The following is an 18,586-nucleotide window of genomic DNA, read 5'->3' as shown; positions in this document are numbered from 1 at the left end:
GTTGCGCTCGCTGCCCCTCCCCACTGGCTGACTTTCGCATGTTGACCGTCATGCGACTTACACTCTCGCATGATGTCCGTCATGTCAATGCGTCGGCCGGGCGGGCTGCGTCGCCGAAATCCGATCTCAGAGCTTGGCCCGAAGTCCGGCCAGGACGACTTCCAGTCCGTCGCGGAATTCGATTTCCGGATCTCCAGCGGCGGCCGCGTGGGCGATCTCGATCAGTCTGGGGAATCGGTCGGCGGGTAGTTGCGCGACGCGATCGGTGGCAGCGGCGCGGTCCCTGCCAGCGGGTGCCGAGAGGGGGTTGGCGAATTCGGCTTGGGCGAAGCCGGTCACGAAGCCGGACACCACACGGAAGGCGACCAGCAGATCGAGCCCCGATCTTCCCGAGTCGGCGAGTGCCTGCAGCAGCACCTCTGCGGGTGCGAGAGTGGGGATGTCGAAGGTGCGCCTAGTGAGGACCAATGGGATGGCGTGCGGGTGCGCGCGCGCCGCCCGCCACATGGCCTCGGCGATCGCGAAAACGCGCGTCTCCCAATCGCCGCCCTCGTCCGTCCACTGCGTCTCGGCCATCACGGCCTCGGTGACCAATTCTTCGAGACCGTCGCGACCGTCGACGTAGTTGTAGATCGTCATCGCCCCTGTCCCCAGTTCGGCGGCGAGGTTGCGCATGGTGAGACCGGCGAGCCCCTGCTCGTCCACCAATGCCAGTGCGGCCGTCTGGAGCTGTTCCCGGCTGAACTTTCTGGGTGCCGGCATGACCCTCCCTTGTTCAAGTACGTCGTACGTGATTAACTGGCGATCGTTCACGTACAACGTACCTAAATGGAGGTTCGCATGACCATACGCACCACGTTCCCGTCCGGATCAGACGAATGCGCGGCGTGGCTGACGCTGCCCGAGCGCCCCGGCCCGCACCCCGGTGTCGTTCTCGTCCACGGCGGCGGCGCGACACACGAGATGATGCTCGCGCAGTACGAGAAGTGGTTCGCACAGGCCGGATTCGCCGTGGTGGCCTTCGACTTTCGGCACCTCGGCGAATCAGGTGGTCACCCGCGCCAGCTGGTGAGCCAGCGCCGCTACGCCGAGGATGTCGACGCCGCACTGGCCTTCGCCCGCTCCAGGCCCGAACTGGATCCGCACCGGATCGCACTCTGGGGCACCTCCTTCGGCGCCAGCCACGTCCTGGCCGCAGCCGCCCGCCACCACGACCTGTGTGCCGCGGTCGTCCAGTGCCCGGTCTTCAGCGGACGCGCGGTCGTGTCCCGAGCGGGAGTACGGCATCTACTGCGGTTCACGGTCCCGATCGCCGCCGACCTGACACGCGCCGCACTCCGACGGCCACGCCGCTACGTCCCACTGGTCGGAAAGCCCGGCGAACCGGCGTTCGTGACCCAACCCGGCGCCCTCGAAGGGTGGCAGTCGGTGACGCCCCCCGGTTACCGCTTCGACAATCGGATCACGGCGGCCTCCGGCCTCGGCATGCTGTTCTACAACGCCGCATCCGCCGCGCCACGCGTACGCTGCCCACTGCTGGTGTGTGCCTGCGAGCACGAGAACCTCATCGACCCCGCCATCGCCGGACGGGTGGCCGCCACCGCGCCGGGGGCCGTCCTGAAGCACTACGAGGCCGACCACTTCACCGTCTATCACCCGCCCGCGGTCGAGCAGATCGTCGCCGACCAGATCGACTTCCTGACCACACACCTCACCCCGAACGCGTAACCACCACGCTCTCGAGTCTCGGCGCGTCCGCGTGGGCTGTGCTCAGCCGGCGCGTTTTCGCGCGTGCGGCCACCGCGGCATCTCGTCGACGTCTTCACCCTCCTCGGCCGCGACCCACCACCCGGTGTCGTCGAGGTAGTGCTCGAACCACTGCGCCAGCCTCGGCGTACCGGTCGGCATCGGCCTCACGACCGGTCCGGGCGTCCGCTTTCCGGTCGGCGATCGCGCGAGCCATTCAGTGACCTGCATCACAGGATGTCAGGTTCTTCGGCGCTGCGGTGTCTAGTTCTCGAGCCTCTCGGAGCGAAGGAGACACCATGAGCAAGAACATCGATGTGGTCGTGATCGGCGGCGGATATGCCGGTGTGATGGCGGCCAATCGTCTGACGCAGCGCGAGGACGTGACGGTGACCGTGATCAATCCGCGCCCGGTCTTCGTTCCGCGGCTGCGTCTGCATCAGCTGGTGGGTGGGACGCACGACGCGGTCGTCGACTATGCGGAAGTGCTGGCCGATGGTGTGCGGCTGGTCGTCGACAACGTGACGCGGATCGATGCGGCCGGGCGCAGTGTGACCCTGGCCGAGGGCGGCACGATCGGCTACGACTACCTGATCTACGCGGTGGGCAGCGGCAGCGCGGGCCCGCAGGTGCCGGGCGCGGCCGAGTTCTCCTACCCGGTCGCCACTTTGGAGGCGGCCCAGCGGCTGCGGTCGGCGCTCTTCGACACGCCGATGTCGGCCCCGGTGACGGTCGTCGGTGGCGGCCCGACGGGCATCGAGACCGCTACCGAACTGGCGGAGCAGGGGCGCGCGGTCACGTTGGTCTGCGGCGGTCTCCTCGGTCCGTACCTGCACCCGAGGGCGCGGCGCACCGCCCGCAAATACCTTGCCAGACTGGGCGTCACGGTGCTGGAAGGCCCCGACGCCTCGGTCGCCGAGGTGACCGAGGCGGCCGTGGGACTCTCTGACGGTCGCGTTCTGGCGAGTGAGGTCACCATCTGGACGGTGGGCTTCGGTGTGCCCGATCTGGCCGACCGTAGCGGATTGCGCACCGATGCCGCCGGACGTCTGCTCACCGACGAAACTCTGACCAGCCTCGATGACGACCGCATCGTCGCCGCGGGCGATTCGTCGGCGCCCTCGGGCCTGCCATTCCGGATGAGCGCCTACGCCGCGGGATGCCTGGGCGCGCACGCCGCCGACACGGTGCTGAGCCGAATCGCGGAAGAGCAGCCGTCGGCGATCGACCTGTCGTTCCCCGCGATGTGCATCAGCTTCGGCAGGGGCGCCGGGATCTTCCAGCTCGGCCACAAAGACGACACCGCGATGCGGCTGTACTTCAGCGGGTTCGCGGGCAAGAAGCTCAAGGAGTTCTCCTGCGCCGCCAGCGTGAAACATCTGGTGAACGAAGCCCGTAAGCCCGGTTCGCACCACTGGCCCAAGGACGGCAAGCACCGGCCGGCGCTGCTGCTGGCCCAGAGCGCCGACGCGGTGGCACCGGTCGCGTAGAACACCGAAACCATTGTTGGCTGTCAGTGATCTCGGCCGCACGATGTGCGTCATCGCCCGGATCCCCTCGGACGCTGCCGCGCATCGTGCGTCATCGGCGACCCGAACTCGGACCTCACAACGCACGGGAGAGGGCCCCATGGACACCCCACCTGAATCCACCGGCAGCGACCGCGCCACCGTCGAGGCGACCGAGACGTTCGTCGCCCACCGCAGGCTGCTGTTCACCGTCGCCTACGAGATGCTCGGATCGGCGGCCGACGCCGACGACGTCTTGCAGGAAACCTGGTTGCGCTGGGTCGAGGTCGACGCGGCGCACGTCGACGACCCGCGCGCCTATCTGGTTCGGATCACCACCCGCCAAGCGCTCAACCGGCTGCGCTCGATGAAACGCCGCCGGGAGGAATATGTGGGCTCCTGGCTGCCGGAACCACTGGTCACCACTCCGGATGTGGCCGCCGACGTCGAACTCGCCGAAAGCGTTTCGATGGCGCTGATGCTCGTGCTCGAGACACTGACCCCGACCGAACGGGCGGTGTACGTGCTGCGCGAAGCATTCGGGATCGGCTACGACGAGATCGCGGCCGCGGTCGGCAAAACCTCTGCGGCCGTGCATCAGATCGCCCACCGCGCCCGCCGCCACGTCGAAGCCCGCAGGCCGCGCCGCACGGTCACCGCGCGCCAGGCCGAGGCGGCTGTCGAGGCGTTCCGGCGTGCGCTCGAGACCCGCGACCTGCAGGGCATGCTCGACGTGCTCGCACCCGACGTCGTGGCGATCAGCGACGGCGGCGGCATCAAGCAGGCCACACCGCGGCCGATCATGAGCGCCGACAAGGTGGCCCGGTTCATCGTCGGTGGTCTCACCAAGAACGGCGTCGCGTTGTCCGTCGAGCCGACCACGGTCAACGGCAGCGCCGCGCTGGCTCTGCACGTCGACGGACAACTCGACGGCGTCATCGCGATGTGTGTCGAGGACACCCGCATCACCGGCCTCTACTACGTGCGCAACCCGCACAAACTGAGCCACATCGAATCCGAGACCCCACTCACGCTGCGATGAACACCGGCCACAACCCCACTGTTCGAGGAGTAGACATGAGCACGCGGACCCCGCTCGCCACCGATGCGCTTCCGTCGCGATGGCAGACGGTGGCCACGGCCGTCGCCCTGCTCACGGCGATCGTCAGTGGCCTGCTCATCGCCTTCGCCTGGCCATCGGTGCGGTCGTCGGTCCACGATGTGCCGATCGCCGTCGCCGGGCCGACCACCGCGGTCGCGCAGATCCGCACCGCACTCGATCAGCGTCTGCCGGGCGGCTTCGAGATCACCGAAGTCGCCGACACCGCCGCCGCGGAACAACTCGTCCGCGACCGGCAGGTGTACGGGGCGATCGACTTCAGTTCCGGCACACCGCAAGTCATCCTCGCCTCCGCCGCAAGCACCGCGATCGCGCAGACCTTGCAGACCATGGCGACCGGCCTCGGCCAGACCGAGAAACTCCGCGCACCGGTCGCTGTCCACGACCTCGCCGCCCTCCCCGCCGACGATCCGCGCGGCGCGGGCCTGGCCGCGGGCGCCCTGCCACTGGTCATGGGCGGTCTGCTGTCCGCAGTGCTGCTGACCAGGCTCGTTCGCGGAACCGCACGCCGGGTCACCGGGGCTCTCGCCTTCGCGGCGACCGGGGGCTTGGCCGTGGCAGCGATCCTGCAGTTCTGGCTCGGCTCGCTCAGCGGGTCCTACCCGGCCAACGCCGGTGCGGTCGCCCTCAGTATCGCGGCCACCTCCCTGACGGTGCTCGGACTGGAATCCCTACTCGGATACGCCGGAATCGGGATCGGCGCCGTGGTCATGATGCTCATCGGCAACCCCTTCTCCGGTACGGCGACCGCGCCCGAGATGCTGCCCGGCTGGTCCGGTGACCTCGGCCAGTTACTGCCGCCAGGCGCCGGTGGCCGGTTGCTGCGGTCGACCGCCTTCTTCGACGGCCGCGGCGCCACGCACGCCGTCGCGGTCCTGGTCGCCTGGGTCACGCTCGGCGCAGTGCTCTGCCTGATCGGCGGCCTCCGCGCACGCCGAACCGCCGATGCCGCAGCGGGACATCGGACGATCCGCACATCACCGGCCGATATCACGTCAGCACTCCTCGGGAGCTGATCCACACGATCTTGCGCCTGGATCGATTGCGGCGTACGGCATCTCGATTTCCGACGCCACCGGACACCGACGTGCATGTGGGACAACAGAAGTACAAATGAAAGAGGAACATGTGCGAGAACACCGCACTGCCTACCCGTCCGCTCGGCGGCACCGGGATGGACATCACCCGACTCGGTTTCGGCTCCTGGGCCGTCTCGGGTTCGGGCTGGCATTTCGGCTGGGCGCCACCGACGATGCCGAGTCGGTCGCGGCAATCCGGCACGCCATCGCCTCCGGCGTCAACTGGATCGACACCGCCATCACCACCACCGGCGCGGGCGCCGGTCCTGACGGTCACCGACCATCTGGTCGGGGTGCATGTCCACGTCACGCAGCGTCGCGCAGTCCGATATTCATGCGCAACCGATTTCCGCTCGAACCCCGGTCCCAATACACAGCCAGACGTCACGCACACGTCGTGGACAACTCCGCACACGGGGGCCGAGGATCGGCCCATGCCACAAGCCGCGCTGCGCTCACCCCGGATCACGCTGGTTCCGCTCGCCGACGAACATCTCGACTACGAGGTCGAGTTGGACTCCGACCCCGAGGTGATGCGCTATCTCGGCAACGGCACGGCGCGGTCCCACCCGGAGGTCGAAGAGGCCCACCGCCGTCGGCTCACCGCTGCGGCACTCACGCCCGGCCTCGGGTACTGGATCGGGCTCGTCGACGACCACTTCGTCGGATGGTGGGTTCTCGCAGCTCCCGAACGACCGGACCAGGGGCCCGTCGAGGGACAGGCCGAACTCGGCTACCGATTGCTGCCACAGCACTGGAGACAGGGCTTGGCCCGCGAAGGAGCCCGGGAACTGCTCCGACACGGCTTCGAGGACCTCGGACTCACACGAATCTTCGCCGAAACGATGATGATCAACACGGCATTCCGTGCCACCATGGCATCCATCGGGATGGAATACGTCCGCACCTTCCACCTTCAGTGGGAGCACCCGATCCCTGGGGCAGAGCAGGGCGAAGTCGAGTACGCGATCACCAGCGACCACTGGCGCTCCACGGCATGAACACCCACATCGACCTGGCCGGTTCGGATGGCCGATCAGGTGAGACGGTGACCGCCATCGACATGGAGCACGGTCGCGGTGATGAACTGGTTGCGCATCACCGCCAGGAACGCCTGGGCGATGTCGTCGGGAGTGCCGATGCGGCGGGCGGGCAGTCGCTGGGCCAGTTCGGCGAATGCGGCTTGCTTGTCCATGCCGAGCTGGTTCCAGATGGGAGTGTCCACCCAGCCGGGTGATATCGCGTTCACCCGCACCGGCGCCATTTCGATCGCCAGCCCGGAGACCAGGGAGGCCAGCGCGCCGTTGGCCGCGGCCATGATCGTGTTCGATCCGTTCGGTCGATACGCGTTGATGCCCGAAGTGAAGGTGAGCGATCCGGTCACTTTCCCGACCGCATGCTTGCCGACCAGCCACGCGCCCAGCAGCTTGGTGTTCAGGACGGAACGGGCGATGTCGGTGGAGACCCGAGCGGTCGGGCCGTACACACCGGTGGCATCGGCCGCGGTGACAGCCACGTGATCCATCTGCTGGTCCCCGGCGAACAGTTCGGCGACGTCGTCCTCCCGACCGATGTCGGCTCGTCTGGTCCGCACCCGGCCGTTCCCGGCTTGCTCCAGCTCCGCACGCGCCGCGTCGAGCCGGTCGACGGATCGGCCGACGATGGTCACATCCTCACCCTGGGCGACGAGGACACGGGCGAGGGCGAATCCCATCCCGGAACCGCCGCCGATGATCATTGTCTCGGTCATGGCTCCAAAACTGCGCCCTCGCCGAAGATCGTTGAAGGCCGCGCGGTTCCTGGGTGCGACACGGCCACCCAGAGTCGCTCGGCCGCTGGCACACTCGACGGATGAACGCGATGGCCGAGTTCCTTCGGATCCGGCGCGGGTCGATCGGCCCTGCCGAGGTGGGCCTGCCGACCGGACCTGGCATTCGACGGACCGCGGGGCTGCGTCGTGAGGAGCTGGCCGCGTTGGCCGGGGTGAGCGTGGACTACTACACCCGCATCGAGCAGGGCCGGGAAACCGCACCCAGTGACGCGGTGCTCGGCGCGTTGGCCAGGGCCTTGCGGCTGACCGATGACGAGCACGCTCATCTGCTCGCCCTCGCCGACCGGACCGCCGGTCGTTCGCCGCGCGGGCGCGCCGCCGACCCCGAGCCCGTCCGCCCGGGCCTGCGATTGCTGCTGGATTCGGTCCGGCCCAGCCCGGCGTACGTGCTCGACGAGGTCAATGATGTCCTGGCCGCCAACCCGGAGGGGCTGGCGCTGATGCCGGGGCTCGGCGACTGGCCTCCCGCGGTACGCAATACGATCCGCTACACCTTTCTGCACACCGCCGCCCGGACACTGTTCGCCGACTGGGACCGGGTGGCCCGCAACTGCGTCGCGCACCTGCACTCCGCCGAACCGACTTCTCCGGTCCCCGTCGCCGCGCTGGTCGACGAACTATCCGCGGCCAGTAATGAATTCGCCGCGCTGTGGCGACGGCACGAAGTATTGGTCAAGCGCGGCGGCGAGACGGCATTCCGGCATCCGCTGATCGGCCAGGTCACCCTCGCGAACGAAATACTCCACCACGCAGGCGGCGGGCAGCGAGTGCTGCTCTACCAGGCTCCGCCCGGCACAGCCGAACACGACGCTCTGATACTGCTGGCCATGGCCACTCAAAACGCAGGCGCCCCATAGCGATAACCGGCCCGAACCCCGTCGACCCCGCTGCCTGCTGATGGGCGCGGTGATGCGCGACTACCCGTGCACCGCTACGCCCCGCGCCCGCAGCGCACTCATGACGTCGATCCACTCCCCTTTGTCTTCTGAGATGGCTTTGTTGAAGACCACGAGCTCGGTCAGGGCGGGAAGACCGAGGATGACATCGATGTCGGAATACTGCTGGACTGCATCCACTCCGAGGCGCCGCAGCCTGGTCAGCCCGGCGAGTGGGGCAAGACTGCACGCTTCGACCATCGAGTTGAGATCGAGATCGACCAGCGCCGTGCACCGACCGATCCCGTCCAGACTCGTGATCGAGAAGTGCCGACCGAAGTGCCACCACCCGGGGTAGAGCGTGTAGATCTCCCGATCGCCGTCCAGGCACAGATTCTCCACCTGTGCCAGGTCTTCCGAGGTCAACGGGAGTGTGAGCAGAAAATTCTCCAGCTCTGGCAAGCGGTCGATACCGAGGCGACCGCAGATCTCGTCCCAGACCGGGCCCCCGGCCGACGCCTGATAGGCGGTGTATTCCTCGCGCAGCGACGACAGCCAGTAGTAATCATCGACACGATCGGTGTAAACCTCGTCGAGCAGCGCAAGCTGAAGGTTTCGGTCGGCAAGTTCGATACTTGTCACCGCCCGAGCGTATTGCCCAAGCGCGATCGACCGCGCATCGTCACGACCAGCCCGCCGCCGTCACCGCCGCAGCCGGCGAGCCGGAAGTCGCTTATTTCCAGAGGTGTCGTGTCGTTGCCCGTTGAGATCTACGGTGGAGATATGACCGCCTTGGAGTATCGGCACGTGCTCGTCGCGCGGGACGGCGACACGGTACGCATCACCATGAACCGGCCGGATCGGCGCAATGCGCTGTCGGGCGAGCATCTGGGCGAACTGCTCGCCGCGTTCCGGGCCGCGGGCGAGACCGACGCCACCGGGATAGTGCTCGGGGCGCACGGTCCGGTGTTCTCCGCGGGACATGATTTCGCCGACGTCGCCGCGCGCGACCTGCTCGGCGTGCGGGAGTTGCTGACGCTGTGCACCGAGCTCATGTCGACCATCGAGTCGGTGCCGCAGGTGGTGATCGCCCGGGTGCACGGTCTGGCCACGGCCGCGGGCTGCCAGCTGGTGGCCTCGTGCGATCTGGCCGTCGCCGCCGAATCGGCCGGTTTCGCGCTCCCCGGCGGCAAGGGTGGCTGGTTCTGTCACACCCCGGCGGTGCCGGTGGCCCGCGCCGTGGGCCGTAAACGCCTGATGGAGCTGGCCCTCACCGGCGACCCGATCGATGCCCGCACCGCCGAACAGTGGGGCTTGATCAACCGAGCGGTGCCGGACGCCGAGCTGGACACCGCCGTGGACGAGTTGCTGGCCCGCGCTACCCGGGGCAGCCGGGCAAACAAGGCGCTCGGCAAACGCACTCTCTACGCCCAGCTCGACCGCCCCGAAGCAGACGCCTACGCCCTCGCCCTGGAAGTGATGGCCGCCGCCGCGCAACTTCCCGGCGCCCGCGAAGGGATGGCGGCCTTCCTGGAGAAGCGCCCGCCCGTCTGGCCCGATTAGCGCCGCCTCAGATTTCCAACACGAGACGCGTGCCGTGCAGTTGCTCCGTCTCGATTCGGCGATGCGCCTCGGCAGCGGCGGCGAGCGGAAGAACTTCGACCACTCGCGGCCGCAGCGCCCGGTCGAGTAGAAGGCGATTGATCACGGTCGCGGCGTCCCGTAATTGCGCGGTGGTCGCGCGGGAGATCACGAAACCGCGAATGGAACCGTCCTTCAGATACAGCGTTCCCGTGGGCAGTTCGGTGCGAGAACCGGTGCCCGCGACGATGACGACCCGGCCACCGACCGCGAGCAATTCCACGGCGTCCACCATGTTGTTCCGGCCCGAGGTATCGATATAGAGGTCGACTCCCTTTTCGGCGATCTCACGCACTTCTTCGACGATTTTCCGCGTGCGATAGTCGATCGTGTGCGCGGCGCCGATGCGCCGACAGTAATCGTGGTCGCCGGGGTGAGCGGTCGCGATGACCGTACCCCCGGCGCGGGCGATCATGGCGACGAGCGCGCTGCCGACATTGCCTGCCGCGCCCGCGATCAGCGCCGTGTCGCCGGACCGGAGATCCCCGTGCGTGAACGCGGCGAGATAGGCGGTGGCCGCCGGATGGACGAGGGCCACTGCCTGCGTGGGAGACACCCCGTGCGGCAGATGGTAGAGGCGATCGACGGGAACGACAGCGAGTTCGGAGGCCGCCCCCTGCCGCCCCTCGTGCCCGAGGCTGTTACACCAGACTCGGTCGCCGGCGAGGAATTCCGGCGAACACGATCCGATGACTTTTCCAACCAGATCGCGGCCGATCACGAAAGGAAACTCCATCGCGGTCGGATATCGCCCGGAGCGTACGAACGTGTCGACGTGGTTCACCGACGTGGCCGCGACTTCGACCAGAACGTCGTCCGGTCCGCACACCGGCGGCGGCAACTCGCCGTAGACAATCGACTCCGGCGCCCCGATTCGTTCGATGTATGCGGCTCGCACCCGATGTCCTCCGATTGTTTCCCTTCGAGTGTGCGTGCGGAGCGGGTTCAGTCTGTCATGTCAGTCCGCGTCGTCGAAGTGACACACCGCCGCCACGCGATCACGCAGCCACCGGTGCGCCGGGTCAGCGTCGAGCCGGACGTGCCACAGCAGCGAGATCGTCACTTCGGGTGCGCGGAACGGCAATTCGAAGGAGCGCAGTCCCTCTCGCAGGTTCGCCGTGTGCCGCCGCGGGACCGTCGCGACGAGATCGGTGGCTCGCGCCAGGGCCAGCGCCGCACCGAAGCCGTCCACGACCGTCACGACGTCGCGTCGGTGGCCGGTCGGTTGTAGCGCCTCGTCCACCAGACCGGCGGTCAGTCCGCGACGGGAGACGTGCACGTGCCGCGCCGCGGCGTACCGTGCGGCGGTCATCGCGCCGGTACCGAGGGGATGCTCGTCGCGGACCACGCCGATGAAGCGATCCGTGAACAGTGGTGTGCTGAGCACGTCCGGCGGCAGCGCGTCCTCGATCACGCCGGTTTCCAGGTCGACGACGCCCTCGCGCAGGGGGGCGGTGTCCTTCTTGGTCTTCTGCAGGAACCGCAATCGCACGCCCGGCGCCGCGGCGGCGACCTCGGCGACGAGCGCGGGCCCGAATCTCTCCACGAATCCGTCGCTGCCACGCAGCGCGAAAGTCCTTTGCAGCGTGGCCAAATCGAGTTTCTCGACCGGCCGCAACACCGCTTCGGCCTCTTGGACGAGCCCGCGCACGCGTGCGCGCAACTCGACGGCGCGAGGCGTGGGCACCAGACCTCGTCCCGCGCGTACGAGCAACGGGTCGCCGGTGGCGCGCCGCAGCCGCGCGAGCGCGCGACTCATCGCGGACGGACTCAGCGCGAGCCGTTCACCCGCCCGCGTCACGCTGCCCTCCTCGAGCAGGACATCCAGTGTGACGAGCAAGTTCAGATCGGGCCGCGCCATGCGCACAGGATCGCACAGAGGCGCCAAAATATGGCGTCCAGTGCACAATTACATTTACTTCTTTGCGTCTTCCGCCAGGTCAGAACGGAATTTACGGTCGATACCTACCGTCGAGGCCAGGAGGAAGACCTTCATGTCCAGATCAGCAGCGCCTCCCGGCGTCGGGTTCGAGCCTGCGGGCCGTCGCTCACCGACCTGGGTGCTCACCGCACTCTCGCTGTCCATGCTGTTGCCTTCGCTCAGCATCAGCATCGCCAACGTGGGCCTGCCGTCGATGGCGGCGGCACTGGGCGCGTCCTTCAACGAGGTGCAGTGGGTCGTGATCGCCTACCTGCTGGCCATCACGACGCTGATCGTCGGGGTCGGTCGGCTCGGCGACCTGGTCGGCCGCGGTCGCCTCCTGGTGATCGGTATCGGCGTGTTCACGGTCGCGACGCTGCTGTGCGGTCTCGCCCCGAATCTGTTCCTCCTGATCGCCGCGCGGGCGCTGCAAGGGGTCGGTGCCGCCTGCATGATGGCGCTGACGATGGCCTCCGTCGGCGCGGTCGTGCCCGAACATCGCACGGGTAGCGCGATGGGATTGCTCGGCACGATGTCGGCCGTCGGAACGGCGCTCGGGCCTTCGCTCGGCGGAGTGCTGATCGCGACTTTCGGTTGGCGGGCAATCTTTTTGGCTATCGTGCCGATCGGCGTGCTCGCGCTGACGCTCACCCTCCCGATGTCGGCCGACACAGCGGCCGGGTCAACGCCACGGCGTTTCGACACACTGGGCACGGCATTGCTGGCCGTCACGCTGGGCGCCTATGCGCTCGCCATGACGGTCGGGGCCTTCGGGCCGCTCTCCATCGGCTTGCTCGGCGTCGCCGGTGCGGGCTTGGTGCTTTTCGGTGTCACCGAGAGCAAGGTCGCGTACCCGCTGTTGACCCTCGGCATGTTGCGCGATCCGGTGCTCGCCGTTGGACTGACGACGAGCACCGTGGTCTCCGCCGTCATGATGACGACCCTGATCGTCGGCCCGTTCCACCTCGCCGGGGCGCTGGGGCTCGGGCCTGCCATGGTGGGGCTCGTGATGTCGGCGGGTCCGGCGGTGTCGGCGCTCACCGGCGTCCCTGCGGGGCGCGTCACCGACCGTTTCGGATCGAGGACCATGGTGATCGTCGGACTCGTCGGCATCATCGGCGCCGCGCTGACCTTGTCGGTAATGCCCACAGCGGCGGGTGTGCTCGGCTACGTCCTGCCATTGATCGTCTGCACCGCCTCCTACGCGACATTCCAAGCGGCCAACAACACCGCCGTCATGAAAGACGTTGCCGCACAAGAACGCGGGCTGGTGTCCGGGATGCTGAACCTCTCCCGGAACCTAGGGCTGATGACCGGCGCGTCGGTCATAGGCGCCGTCTTCGCGCGCGCCGCGGGGACGCGGGATGTCGCCACGGGCACACCCACCGAGATGGCGCGGGGAACACACTGGGCTTTCGCGGTCGCCGCACTGCTGGTGGGTGCCGGTTTGGCGTTGGTTCTGGGGTTACGGCGCAGGCTACTTTCTCCGTAGCGCCCGGTCGCCGGTTCCCGTAAGTCTCAGCGCGGCCGCGTTTGCTGGAGCTTCTCAGCCACCCGGGTACCGATCTCGATGATCTGGGCGGCTTTCCAGCCGACCACCACGATCTTCGTGTGCGGGTTGTGGATGGTGATCAGCCGGATGCTGGCGATCTCCTCGGGCGTGTCACCGGAATCCGCGTCCACCACAAGGGCGCCCACGGCATCGGCGGCGCGGAGCCGTTCGGTGTCGATGATCTCGTAGGGCGGATAGTTTCCGGCATAGACCTGTCCCGCGCGGATACGGCCGAGTTCATCCTGTGAGGTCTCTGTCGGCACCATCGTCACCTGGATGCTGCGCGGCCCGCCGTCCTCCTCCCACGCGCACGCGACCGTGCCCTCGATTCGATCCGGCTCGGTGTCCCGTTGCCACACCCGGAGGCCGGCGAGATGGTCGCCGATCAGCTCGGACACGGTGCGGCAATCCAAGGTCTGCACTACGGGCACAGGTTGATTGTTCACAGGGTTCACCTCGTCGTCGCCGGTCGCCGCGCTACAGCCGGTCACCGCGGCGACGAGTGTATCGACATCCGGTTGCACCGCAGACCGTTGCCGTTTCCAGTTCCCTGACCGTGTCGATCGGGGGTATCAGCGACCACTCGCGGCTATCGGCATCCTGGAATCTCCTCGAGGACAGGCAAAGGCAGTCGGTCTCCGACGAAGAACCTTCCGCTCACAATGGGTTCGGCGGCTGTCGCTGTGCGCCACTGCCACCAGATCCACAGCCGGACGCGTGAATCGGCCCGCGCATTGCGTACCCGATCAATGTGTGGCGTTTACCGAGATCAGCGGCAACGAAGACGACCGGCTTGTGTTCGAGTTCCTCCACGGCACGGCAGTTCGACAGATGCCGGACGGCAATAGTCCTTGCACCCCAGCACGATCCGGCGATGCCCCGGGAATTCGGCGCGAGAGCCGAGAAGTCCTGGAGCATCACCGGTCCGAGGTTCAGGCGCAGACACGTACCGCGTCGGCGGTGTTGTCGGTGCCACGTGGCATGTTCCCCCGGCCGTTGTCCGGGATGGATACGAGCAGTTGCCAGTGATCGCCGGTCCAGTTGTAGACCGCCACGGTCTTGCGGGTGCGGTTCCAGTAGGAGGTCAGGCGGTCGCCGACGCCGCCGTTGCCGATGTCGTGCAGTACGCAGTTCGCATCGACCTGCACGATCATGCTGCCCGTGCCGTCGGGATCGTCCCAACCGCAGAATGTTCCGCCCGGACAGCCGTAGCCGTATCCCGCGGATGCCGGAGCGGCCGAGATGGTGGTGCCGATCGCCGCGCAGGCCAGGACGGCGAACGCGACGGATACCAGGCGGCGCGGCATGGATGGTGAATTCATGGTTGTCCCCTCGGATTTCGGTTCCGGCGACGCCCGAACGCCTCGCCGCGATCAATCGTGTCCGAATCGCGCGAGCGGGAAATCCGTACAGCCACGGAGGAGCGGTACGGAGGTTCAGCGCTGCCGCGCGGCCCAGGCGGCAATCTGGGTGCGGTTGACCAATCCGAGCTTGGTGAGGATGTGCTGGACGTGGCTTTCGGCCGTGCGCTCGGAAATACGCATGAGTGAGGCGATCTGCCGGTTGGTGAGGCCCTGCGCGACATGCGTCGCGACCTCGGCCTCGCGACGCGTCAGTCCGCTCGGAGGATCGCCGCGGAGGGCGGTCGCGAGCTCGTCGGCGCGGCCCCGCAGCGGTGCCATGCCTAATTGCGCTGCCGCCGAGCCGACGCTCGCGCACAGTGCGGCGGCCTCGTCGCCATCGCCGGGCCGACGTCGGCGGGCGAGGATTCGGGCCAGCTCGAATCTGGCGAGCGCCGCGTACGGCGCAGTGTCGGCACTGTCGTTGGCGGCCACGCCTTTCCGGAGTTCGGTGACGGCTTCGTCGAGGCGCCCGCAGGCACCGAGCGCGATGCCGAGGTAGGCGCGAGCCGAGCCGAAGTTCACCAGTGTCGAGGCTCCGCCGGTGACGAACAGATCGGCATGCGGGCGCAGCCGGGCCGCCAGGTCCGCGGCGGCATCGGGGGCGTCGAACATCGCCGCGAGTTCGATCCTGGTCGCCAGGGCGGTCAGCAGCGCCGGCGGCGGAACCGTCTCGATGCCGGGGGCGGCGCGGAACAGCCGACGGGCACGTTCGACGTCACCGCGCCGAGCCCAGTGGACGCCGTGGGCCGGCACGAGGAATCCCGGTACGTTGCGGTCGTTTTCCTCGAACTGCTCAACGTCGACGAGGCCGCGGCCGGTGAGGCCGTCGATGATGATCAGCGCGAAAACAGAAGTGCCGACGAGCGATTCGTGCGAGCGACCCTCGATCAGGCGCAATCCTTCGCGGGTGTCCGTGACGGCCTCGTCGAATCGGCCCCGCGAGATCGCCGTGGCCGCCGTACAGCGCAGGTAGTGCCATCGGGCGAGCGGCGTGCGCAGGCGTCGCACCAACTGCCGCATCGGTGCGAGTTCCGCTTCCGCCTCGTCCAGCCTGCCGAGCATCATCAGCGCGTCGAAGCGCCACATTCGGCCCCAGAGCAGCGTGTCGTCGTCGCGCTCGGCCGCGCCGAGGACGAGCATCCGGTCGCCGAGACCGAGCCGTTCGTGCACCCCGTCCGGACCGGAGCGGGCCATCTGCCGGGACCGCAGCGCCGAACGCAGCACCGCGGCATCGCCGAGCCTGCGCGCCATCGCGAGCGCCTCGTCCGAGATCCGATCGCCGTCTGCGCCGCCGGTGAATCCGGTCTCGCCCGCCTGTAGAGCCAGCAGCCGCACCCGCATCGGGTTGTCCCCGTCGGGCAGTCGGGCCAGCGCCTCGGCCGCCAGCTGTTCGCCGCTGAAGGTGTCCCAAGGGTCGGACATGCCTTCCATCGCCAACGCGACCGCACCGAGCGCGTACGGGTCGCCCGCAGCGCGCGCTGTCTCGGCCGATCTGGCCAGAAGCGTTGCGGCGGTGCGGATGTCGCCATTGCGGAGCAACGCGGTGCCGCGGCGGAGGAGCAAGCGTGCCCGGTCGCCAGGGGCCAGCTTCGCCTCCACCTCCAAGGCACGTCGGTAGAAGTCGGCGGCCTGCTCCCAGGCCAAGCCCGCCAGCGCCCGGTCGCCCGCCCGTTCGGCCCATTCCACGGCCTGCCGCGGCTCGCCGACGGGAAGAGCGGTCAACCAGTGATGGGCGATTTCGGCGGCCCGCTCGATGGCATCGGACCGGTCGGTCAGCCAGGCCGCGAACCGCGCGTGGGCGACGGCTCGCGCCGCTGCCGGCAGGCTCGCCCGCGCCCCTTCGCGAATGAGGTCGTGCCGGAAGCGCCAGCCTGTCGCGTGGGTCAGCAGACCCGCCGCGCCCGCTTCGTCGAGCGCGCTCAGCACCGCCGCGACCGGATGATCGGTCACTGCGGCAAGCGCCGACGAGTCCAGATCGTCTCCGAGAGCGGCTGCGGTGCAGAGCAATTCGCGGCAAGGTTCGCTGAGCCGGTCCAAGCGCGCCCGGACGCTGTCGAGCACACCGCCGGGCAGCGTGCTCGCGTCCGCGCCGATCAATGGAGCGAGTTCGTCGACGAAGAACGGGTTGCCCCCGGTGCGGCGGCTCACCTCGGCGGCGATATCGGCCGATACATCGCGGCCGGTGACGAGTTCGAGCCTGCGTCGCACATCCGCCGGAGGGAGCCCGGTCAGGCGAATCCGGGTCTGCCCCGCCTCGTGAGTGAGCGCGGCCAATGCCGCGGTCAGCGCCGCACGGTCGCCGAGCTCGGTGTCCCGATAGGTCGCCACCAGCATCAGGCGGGATCCGGACATACCACGGGCCAGGTGAACGAGCAGTCCCAGCGACCCGGCGTCGGCCCAGTGCAGATCGTCGAGCACGACGAGCAGCCCGCACGGCTCGGCGATCTCCCGCAGCCGCTCGGCGAACGCTTCGAATGCCTCGAATCGTGCAGTGGCCGAACCACTTTCGGTGCCACCGCCGGTCAGCGCGGGCGGCAGCCCGGCATCGAGCGCGCGGACGGCCTGGTGGAAGATCCAGTACGGCGGACTGCCTTCGTCATCGCTCGCCCGTCCCGAGGAAACCGGCAGACCGGCCGCCTCGGCGCGCGCCGCGATCTCCTGGGCGAGGCGGGTCTTGCCGATTCCCGGCTCGCCGGCGATCAGGACCACCTGACCGTGACCGGCGACCGCCTGGTCGAGACGGGCGGCGAGCAACTCCGACTCGCGCACCCGTCCGACGAAATCACCCATGCACGGCACGATATAGCCGACCAGTCGTTCCGGCGACGGCCACGTGCGCGGATGACGCGCAACGCTGCCGCACCGCAGGATCCATTGTCGCCCAAAGGGTCTTCGGGCGCAGGTGTCGAATCTCGGCGCAGCGGTTCACAGTCCGCGCCCTTGCGCTGGGCGATGCGAAAGGCAGGGACGCGAATTCAGCGCCGGATCAGCAATCGCGGCGCGAATTCACGGTGAGCCAGGAGATCTCGGGCAGATGCCGAACTCGCCGCGCTGGTCGACGATCCGCGCGCTCACACCGCCGCACACTCGGTGCGTACGGCGGAAGTCACCTGATCGCGACGACCATCGCGTCGTTGATCGACCGCCACGCCACGCCCGTCTCCAGAAACCCGGCTTCCCGCAACCGCAGGCAGTGCCACCCGATCGGATGTTCCTCGCCGCCACCGTGCCGGTCGAAAATCGCTCGGCTGCCCGCGTGTTCCTCGGCCAAGCCCGGGTCGCGGGCCACCGTCGCCCACCATTGCTCCCAATCCAGCGCACCCTCGACGCGGGCTTGCTCCTGGTGTGCGTTCTGGATGACCTCGTCGATGGCGTTGAGCATCGGCGTCTCCGGATCGGGCATGTGATCGGCGTTGAGAAACACTCCGCCCGGTCGAACCAGCTTCGCCAGATCGGTATACAGCCGCGTCACCGATTCGCTCGTCATCCAATGCGACGAAGTCGCGGTGAGCACGGCGTCGAACGGCTCGATCGGCAACGACTCCGTCCAGGCGGGATCGGCCAGATCAGCCGTCACGACCGTGATCCGCGAATCCCCGGCGAACGATCCACGGGCGATCGCCAGCATCGTCGGATCCACGTCGACCGCGACCGACCTCGCTCGCGGCATTCGCTCCAAAAGCCGTCGGCTGATGGTGCCCGTCCCACACGCCAGATCCAGCACGTGGGGCGTCGGCCCGACCGCGGCCGCCACCACATCCATCATCACCCGGAACCGTTCCTCGCGTTCGGGTAGATACAGCTCCTGCTGCCGATCCCAACTGCACTGCCACGATTCCCAGTCCACAACGCCTCCGTTTTCCAGAGCAAAGGTCTGCCGAACAGGTGGTATGCACAAACGCGGACGCAG

General features: G+C 68.2%; 18 protein-coding genes. 8 read left to right on the top strand and 10 right to left on the bottom strand.

What is annotated here, in order from left to right:
• Positions 1 to 126: 126 nt before the first annotated feature.
• Positions 127 to 762 (bottom strand): TetR/AcrR family transcriptional regulator, encoded by a 636-nt coding sequence (locus AC3ERS_RS00945; RefSeq protein WP_431962444.1) that lies wholly within the window; start codon positions 760 to 762, stop codon positions 127 to 129.
• A gap of 78 nt (positions 763 to 840) precedes the next feature.
• Here AC3ERS_RS00945 and AC3ERS_RS00940 point away from each other — a divergent pair, with 78 nt between their 5' ends.
• Positions 841 to 1,728 carry an alpha/beta hydrolase gene (locus tag AC3ERS_RS00940; protein WP_431962442.1) on the top strand — a complete coding sequence of 296 codons (888 nt, stop codon included), beginning with the start codon at positions 841 to 843 and terminating at the stop codon, positions 1,726 to 1,728.
• 42 nt (positions 1,729 to 1,770) lie between these two features.
• Here the strand turns inward: AC3ERS_RS00940 and AC3ERS_RS00935 are convergent, their stop codons facing one another.
• The gene (locus AC3ERS_RS00935) at positions 1,771 to 1,908 is read right to left on the bottom strand and encodes a hypothetical protein (protein WP_431962440.1); all 138 of its coding nucleotides are present in this window, start codon (positions 1,906 to 1,908) and stop codon (positions 1,771 to 1,773) included.
• A 137-nt stretch (positions 1,909 to 2,045) separates the two neighbouring features.
• Between AC3ERS_RS00935 and AC3ERS_RS00930 the strand changes: the two genes are divergently transcribed.
• The 4 genes from AC3ERS_RS00930 to AC3ERS_RS00915 all read left to right on the top strand — a co-directional run bounded on the left by AC3ERS_RS00930 (position 2,046) and on the right by AC3ERS_RS00915 (position 6,454).
• Entirely contained in the window at positions 2,046 to 3,236 is a 1,191-nt protein-coding gene (locus tag AC3ERS_RS00930) for an NAD(P)/FAD-dependent oxidoreductase (protein WP_431962438.1), read from the top strand.
• A gap of 139 nt (positions 3,237 to 3,375) precedes the next feature.
• Positions 3,376 to 4,296: an RNA polymerase sigma-70 factor gene (locus AC3ERS_RS00925; RefSeq protein WP_431962436.1), complete on the top strand. Its 921-nt coding sequence runs from the start codon at positions 3,376 to 3,378 to the stop codon at positions 4,294 to 4,296.
• A gap of 35 nt (positions 4,297 to 4,331) precedes the next feature.
• On the top strand, positions 4,332 to 5,390 hold the full coding sequence (locus tag AC3ERS_RS00920) for a hypothetical protein (RefSeq protein ID WP_431962434.1): 1,059 nt from the start codon (positions 4,332 to 4,334) through the stop codon (positions 5,388 to 5,390).
• A gap of 497 nt (positions 5,391 to 5,887) precedes the next feature.
• Positions 5,888 to 6,454, top strand: a complete 567-nt coding sequence (locus tag AC3ERS_RS00915; RefSeq protein WP_431962432.1) for a GNAT family N-acetyltransferase — start codon at positions 5,888 to 5,890, stop codon at positions 6,452 to 6,454.
• 35 nt (positions 6,455 to 6,489) lie between these two features.
• Here the strand turns inward: AC3ERS_RS00915 and AC3ERS_RS00910 are convergent, their stop codons facing one another.
• Positions 6,490 to 7,203: an SDR family oxidoreductase gene (locus AC3ERS_RS00910; protein ID WP_431962430.1), complete on the bottom strand. Its 714-nt coding sequence runs from the start codon at positions 7,201 to 7,203 to the stop codon at positions 6,490 to 6,492.
• A 101-nt stretch (positions 7,204 to 7,304) separates the two neighbouring features.
• Between AC3ERS_RS00910 and AC3ERS_RS00905 the strand changes: the two genes are divergently transcribed.
• Entirely contained in the window at positions 7,305 to 8,141 is an 837-nt protein-coding gene (locus AC3ERS_RS00905; RefSeq protein WP_431962428.1) for a helix-turn-helix transcriptional regulator, read from the top strand.
• A 60-nt stretch (positions 8,142 to 8,201) separates the two neighbouring features.
• On the opposite strand, the gene AC3ERS_RS00900 is transcribed toward AC3ERS_RS00905, so the two are convergent.
• Positions 8,202 to 8,801 carry a DUF6892 domain-containing protein gene (locus AC3ERS_RS00900; RefSeq protein ID WP_431962426.1) on the bottom strand — a complete coding sequence of 200 codons (600 nt, stop codon included), beginning with the start codon at positions 8,799 to 8,801 and terminating at the stop codon, positions 8,202 to 8,204.
• A gap of 141 nt (positions 8,802 to 8,942) precedes the next feature.
• Here AC3ERS_RS00900 and AC3ERS_RS00895 point away from each other — a divergent pair, with 141 nt between their 5' ends.
• Entirely contained in the window at positions 8,943 to 9,722 is a 780-nt protein-coding gene (locus AC3ERS_RS00895) for an enoyl-CoA hydratase-related protein (protein WP_431962424.1), read from the top strand.
• A 7-nt stretch (positions 9,723 to 9,729) separates the two neighbouring features.
• Here AC3ERS_RS00895 and AC3ERS_RS00890 read toward each other — a convergent pair whose 3' ends face one another.
• Together AC3ERS_RS00890 and AC3ERS_RS00885 are read right to left on the bottom strand one after the other, a co-directional pair.
• Positions 9,730 to 10,698 carry an NADPH:quinone reductase gene (locus AC3ERS_RS00890; protein ID WP_431962422.1) on the bottom strand — a complete coding sequence of 323 codons (969 nt, stop codon included), beginning with the start codon at positions 10,696 to 10,698 and terminating at the stop codon, positions 9,730 to 9,732.
• Between the two features lie 60 nt (positions 10,699 to 10,758).
• Positions 10,759 to 11,661 (bottom strand): LysR family transcriptional regulator, encoded by a 903-nt coding sequence (locus AC3ERS_RS00885; protein WP_431962420.1) that lies wholly within the window; start codon positions 11,659 to 11,661, stop codon positions 10,759 to 10,761.
• A gap of 133 nt (positions 11,662 to 11,794) precedes the next feature.
• On the opposite strand from AC3ERS_RS00885, the gene AC3ERS_RS00880 reads away from it, so the two are divergent.
• Positions 11,795 to 13,213: an MFS transporter gene (locus AC3ERS_RS00880; protein WP_431962418.1), complete on the top strand. Its 1,419-nt coding sequence runs from the start codon at positions 11,795 to 11,797 to the stop codon at positions 13,211 to 13,213.
• A gap of 26 nt (positions 13,214 to 13,239) precedes the next feature.
• Here the strand turns inward: AC3ERS_RS00880 and AC3ERS_RS00875 are convergent, their stop codons facing one another.
• The 4 genes from AC3ERS_RS00875 to AC3ERS_RS00860 all read right to left on the bottom strand — a co-directional run bounded on the left by AC3ERS_RS00875 (position 13,240) and on the right by AC3ERS_RS00860 (position 18,523).
• The gene (locus tag AC3ERS_RS00875) at positions 13,240 to 13,671 is read right to left on the bottom strand and encodes a hypothetical protein (protein ID WP_431962416.1); all 432 of its coding nucleotides are present in this window, start codon (positions 13,669 to 13,671) and stop codon (positions 13,240 to 13,242) included.
• Positions 13,672 to 14,205: 534 nt separating this feature from the next.
• Entirely contained in the window at positions 14,206 to 14,595 is a 390-nt protein-coding gene (locus AC3ERS_RS00870; RefSeq protein WP_431962414.1) for a peptidase inhibitor family I36 protein, read from the bottom strand.
• Positions 14,596 to 14,709: 114 nt separating this feature from the next.
• Positions 14,710 to 17,466 carry an ATP-binding protein gene (locus AC3ERS_RS00865; protein WP_431962412.1) on the bottom strand — a complete coding sequence of 919 codons (2,757 nt, stop codon included), beginning with the start codon at positions 17,464 to 17,466 and terminating at the stop codon, positions 14,710 to 14,712.
• 316 nt (positions 17,467 to 17,782) lie between these two features.
• Positions 17,783 to 18,523, bottom strand: coding sequence for a class I SAM-dependent methyltransferase (locus AC3ERS_RS00860; protein WP_431962410.1), 741 nt, complete (start codon positions 18,521 to 18,523; stop codon positions 17,783 to 17,785).
• Between the last annotated feature and the right edge of the window lie 63 nt (positions 18,524 to 18,586).

This window comes from Nocardia sp. bgisy134 (assembly GCF_057708325.1).
The sequence above is the reverse complement of the archived record's forward strand: the minus strand, read 5'-3'. Positions and strand labels throughout refer to the sequence as shown.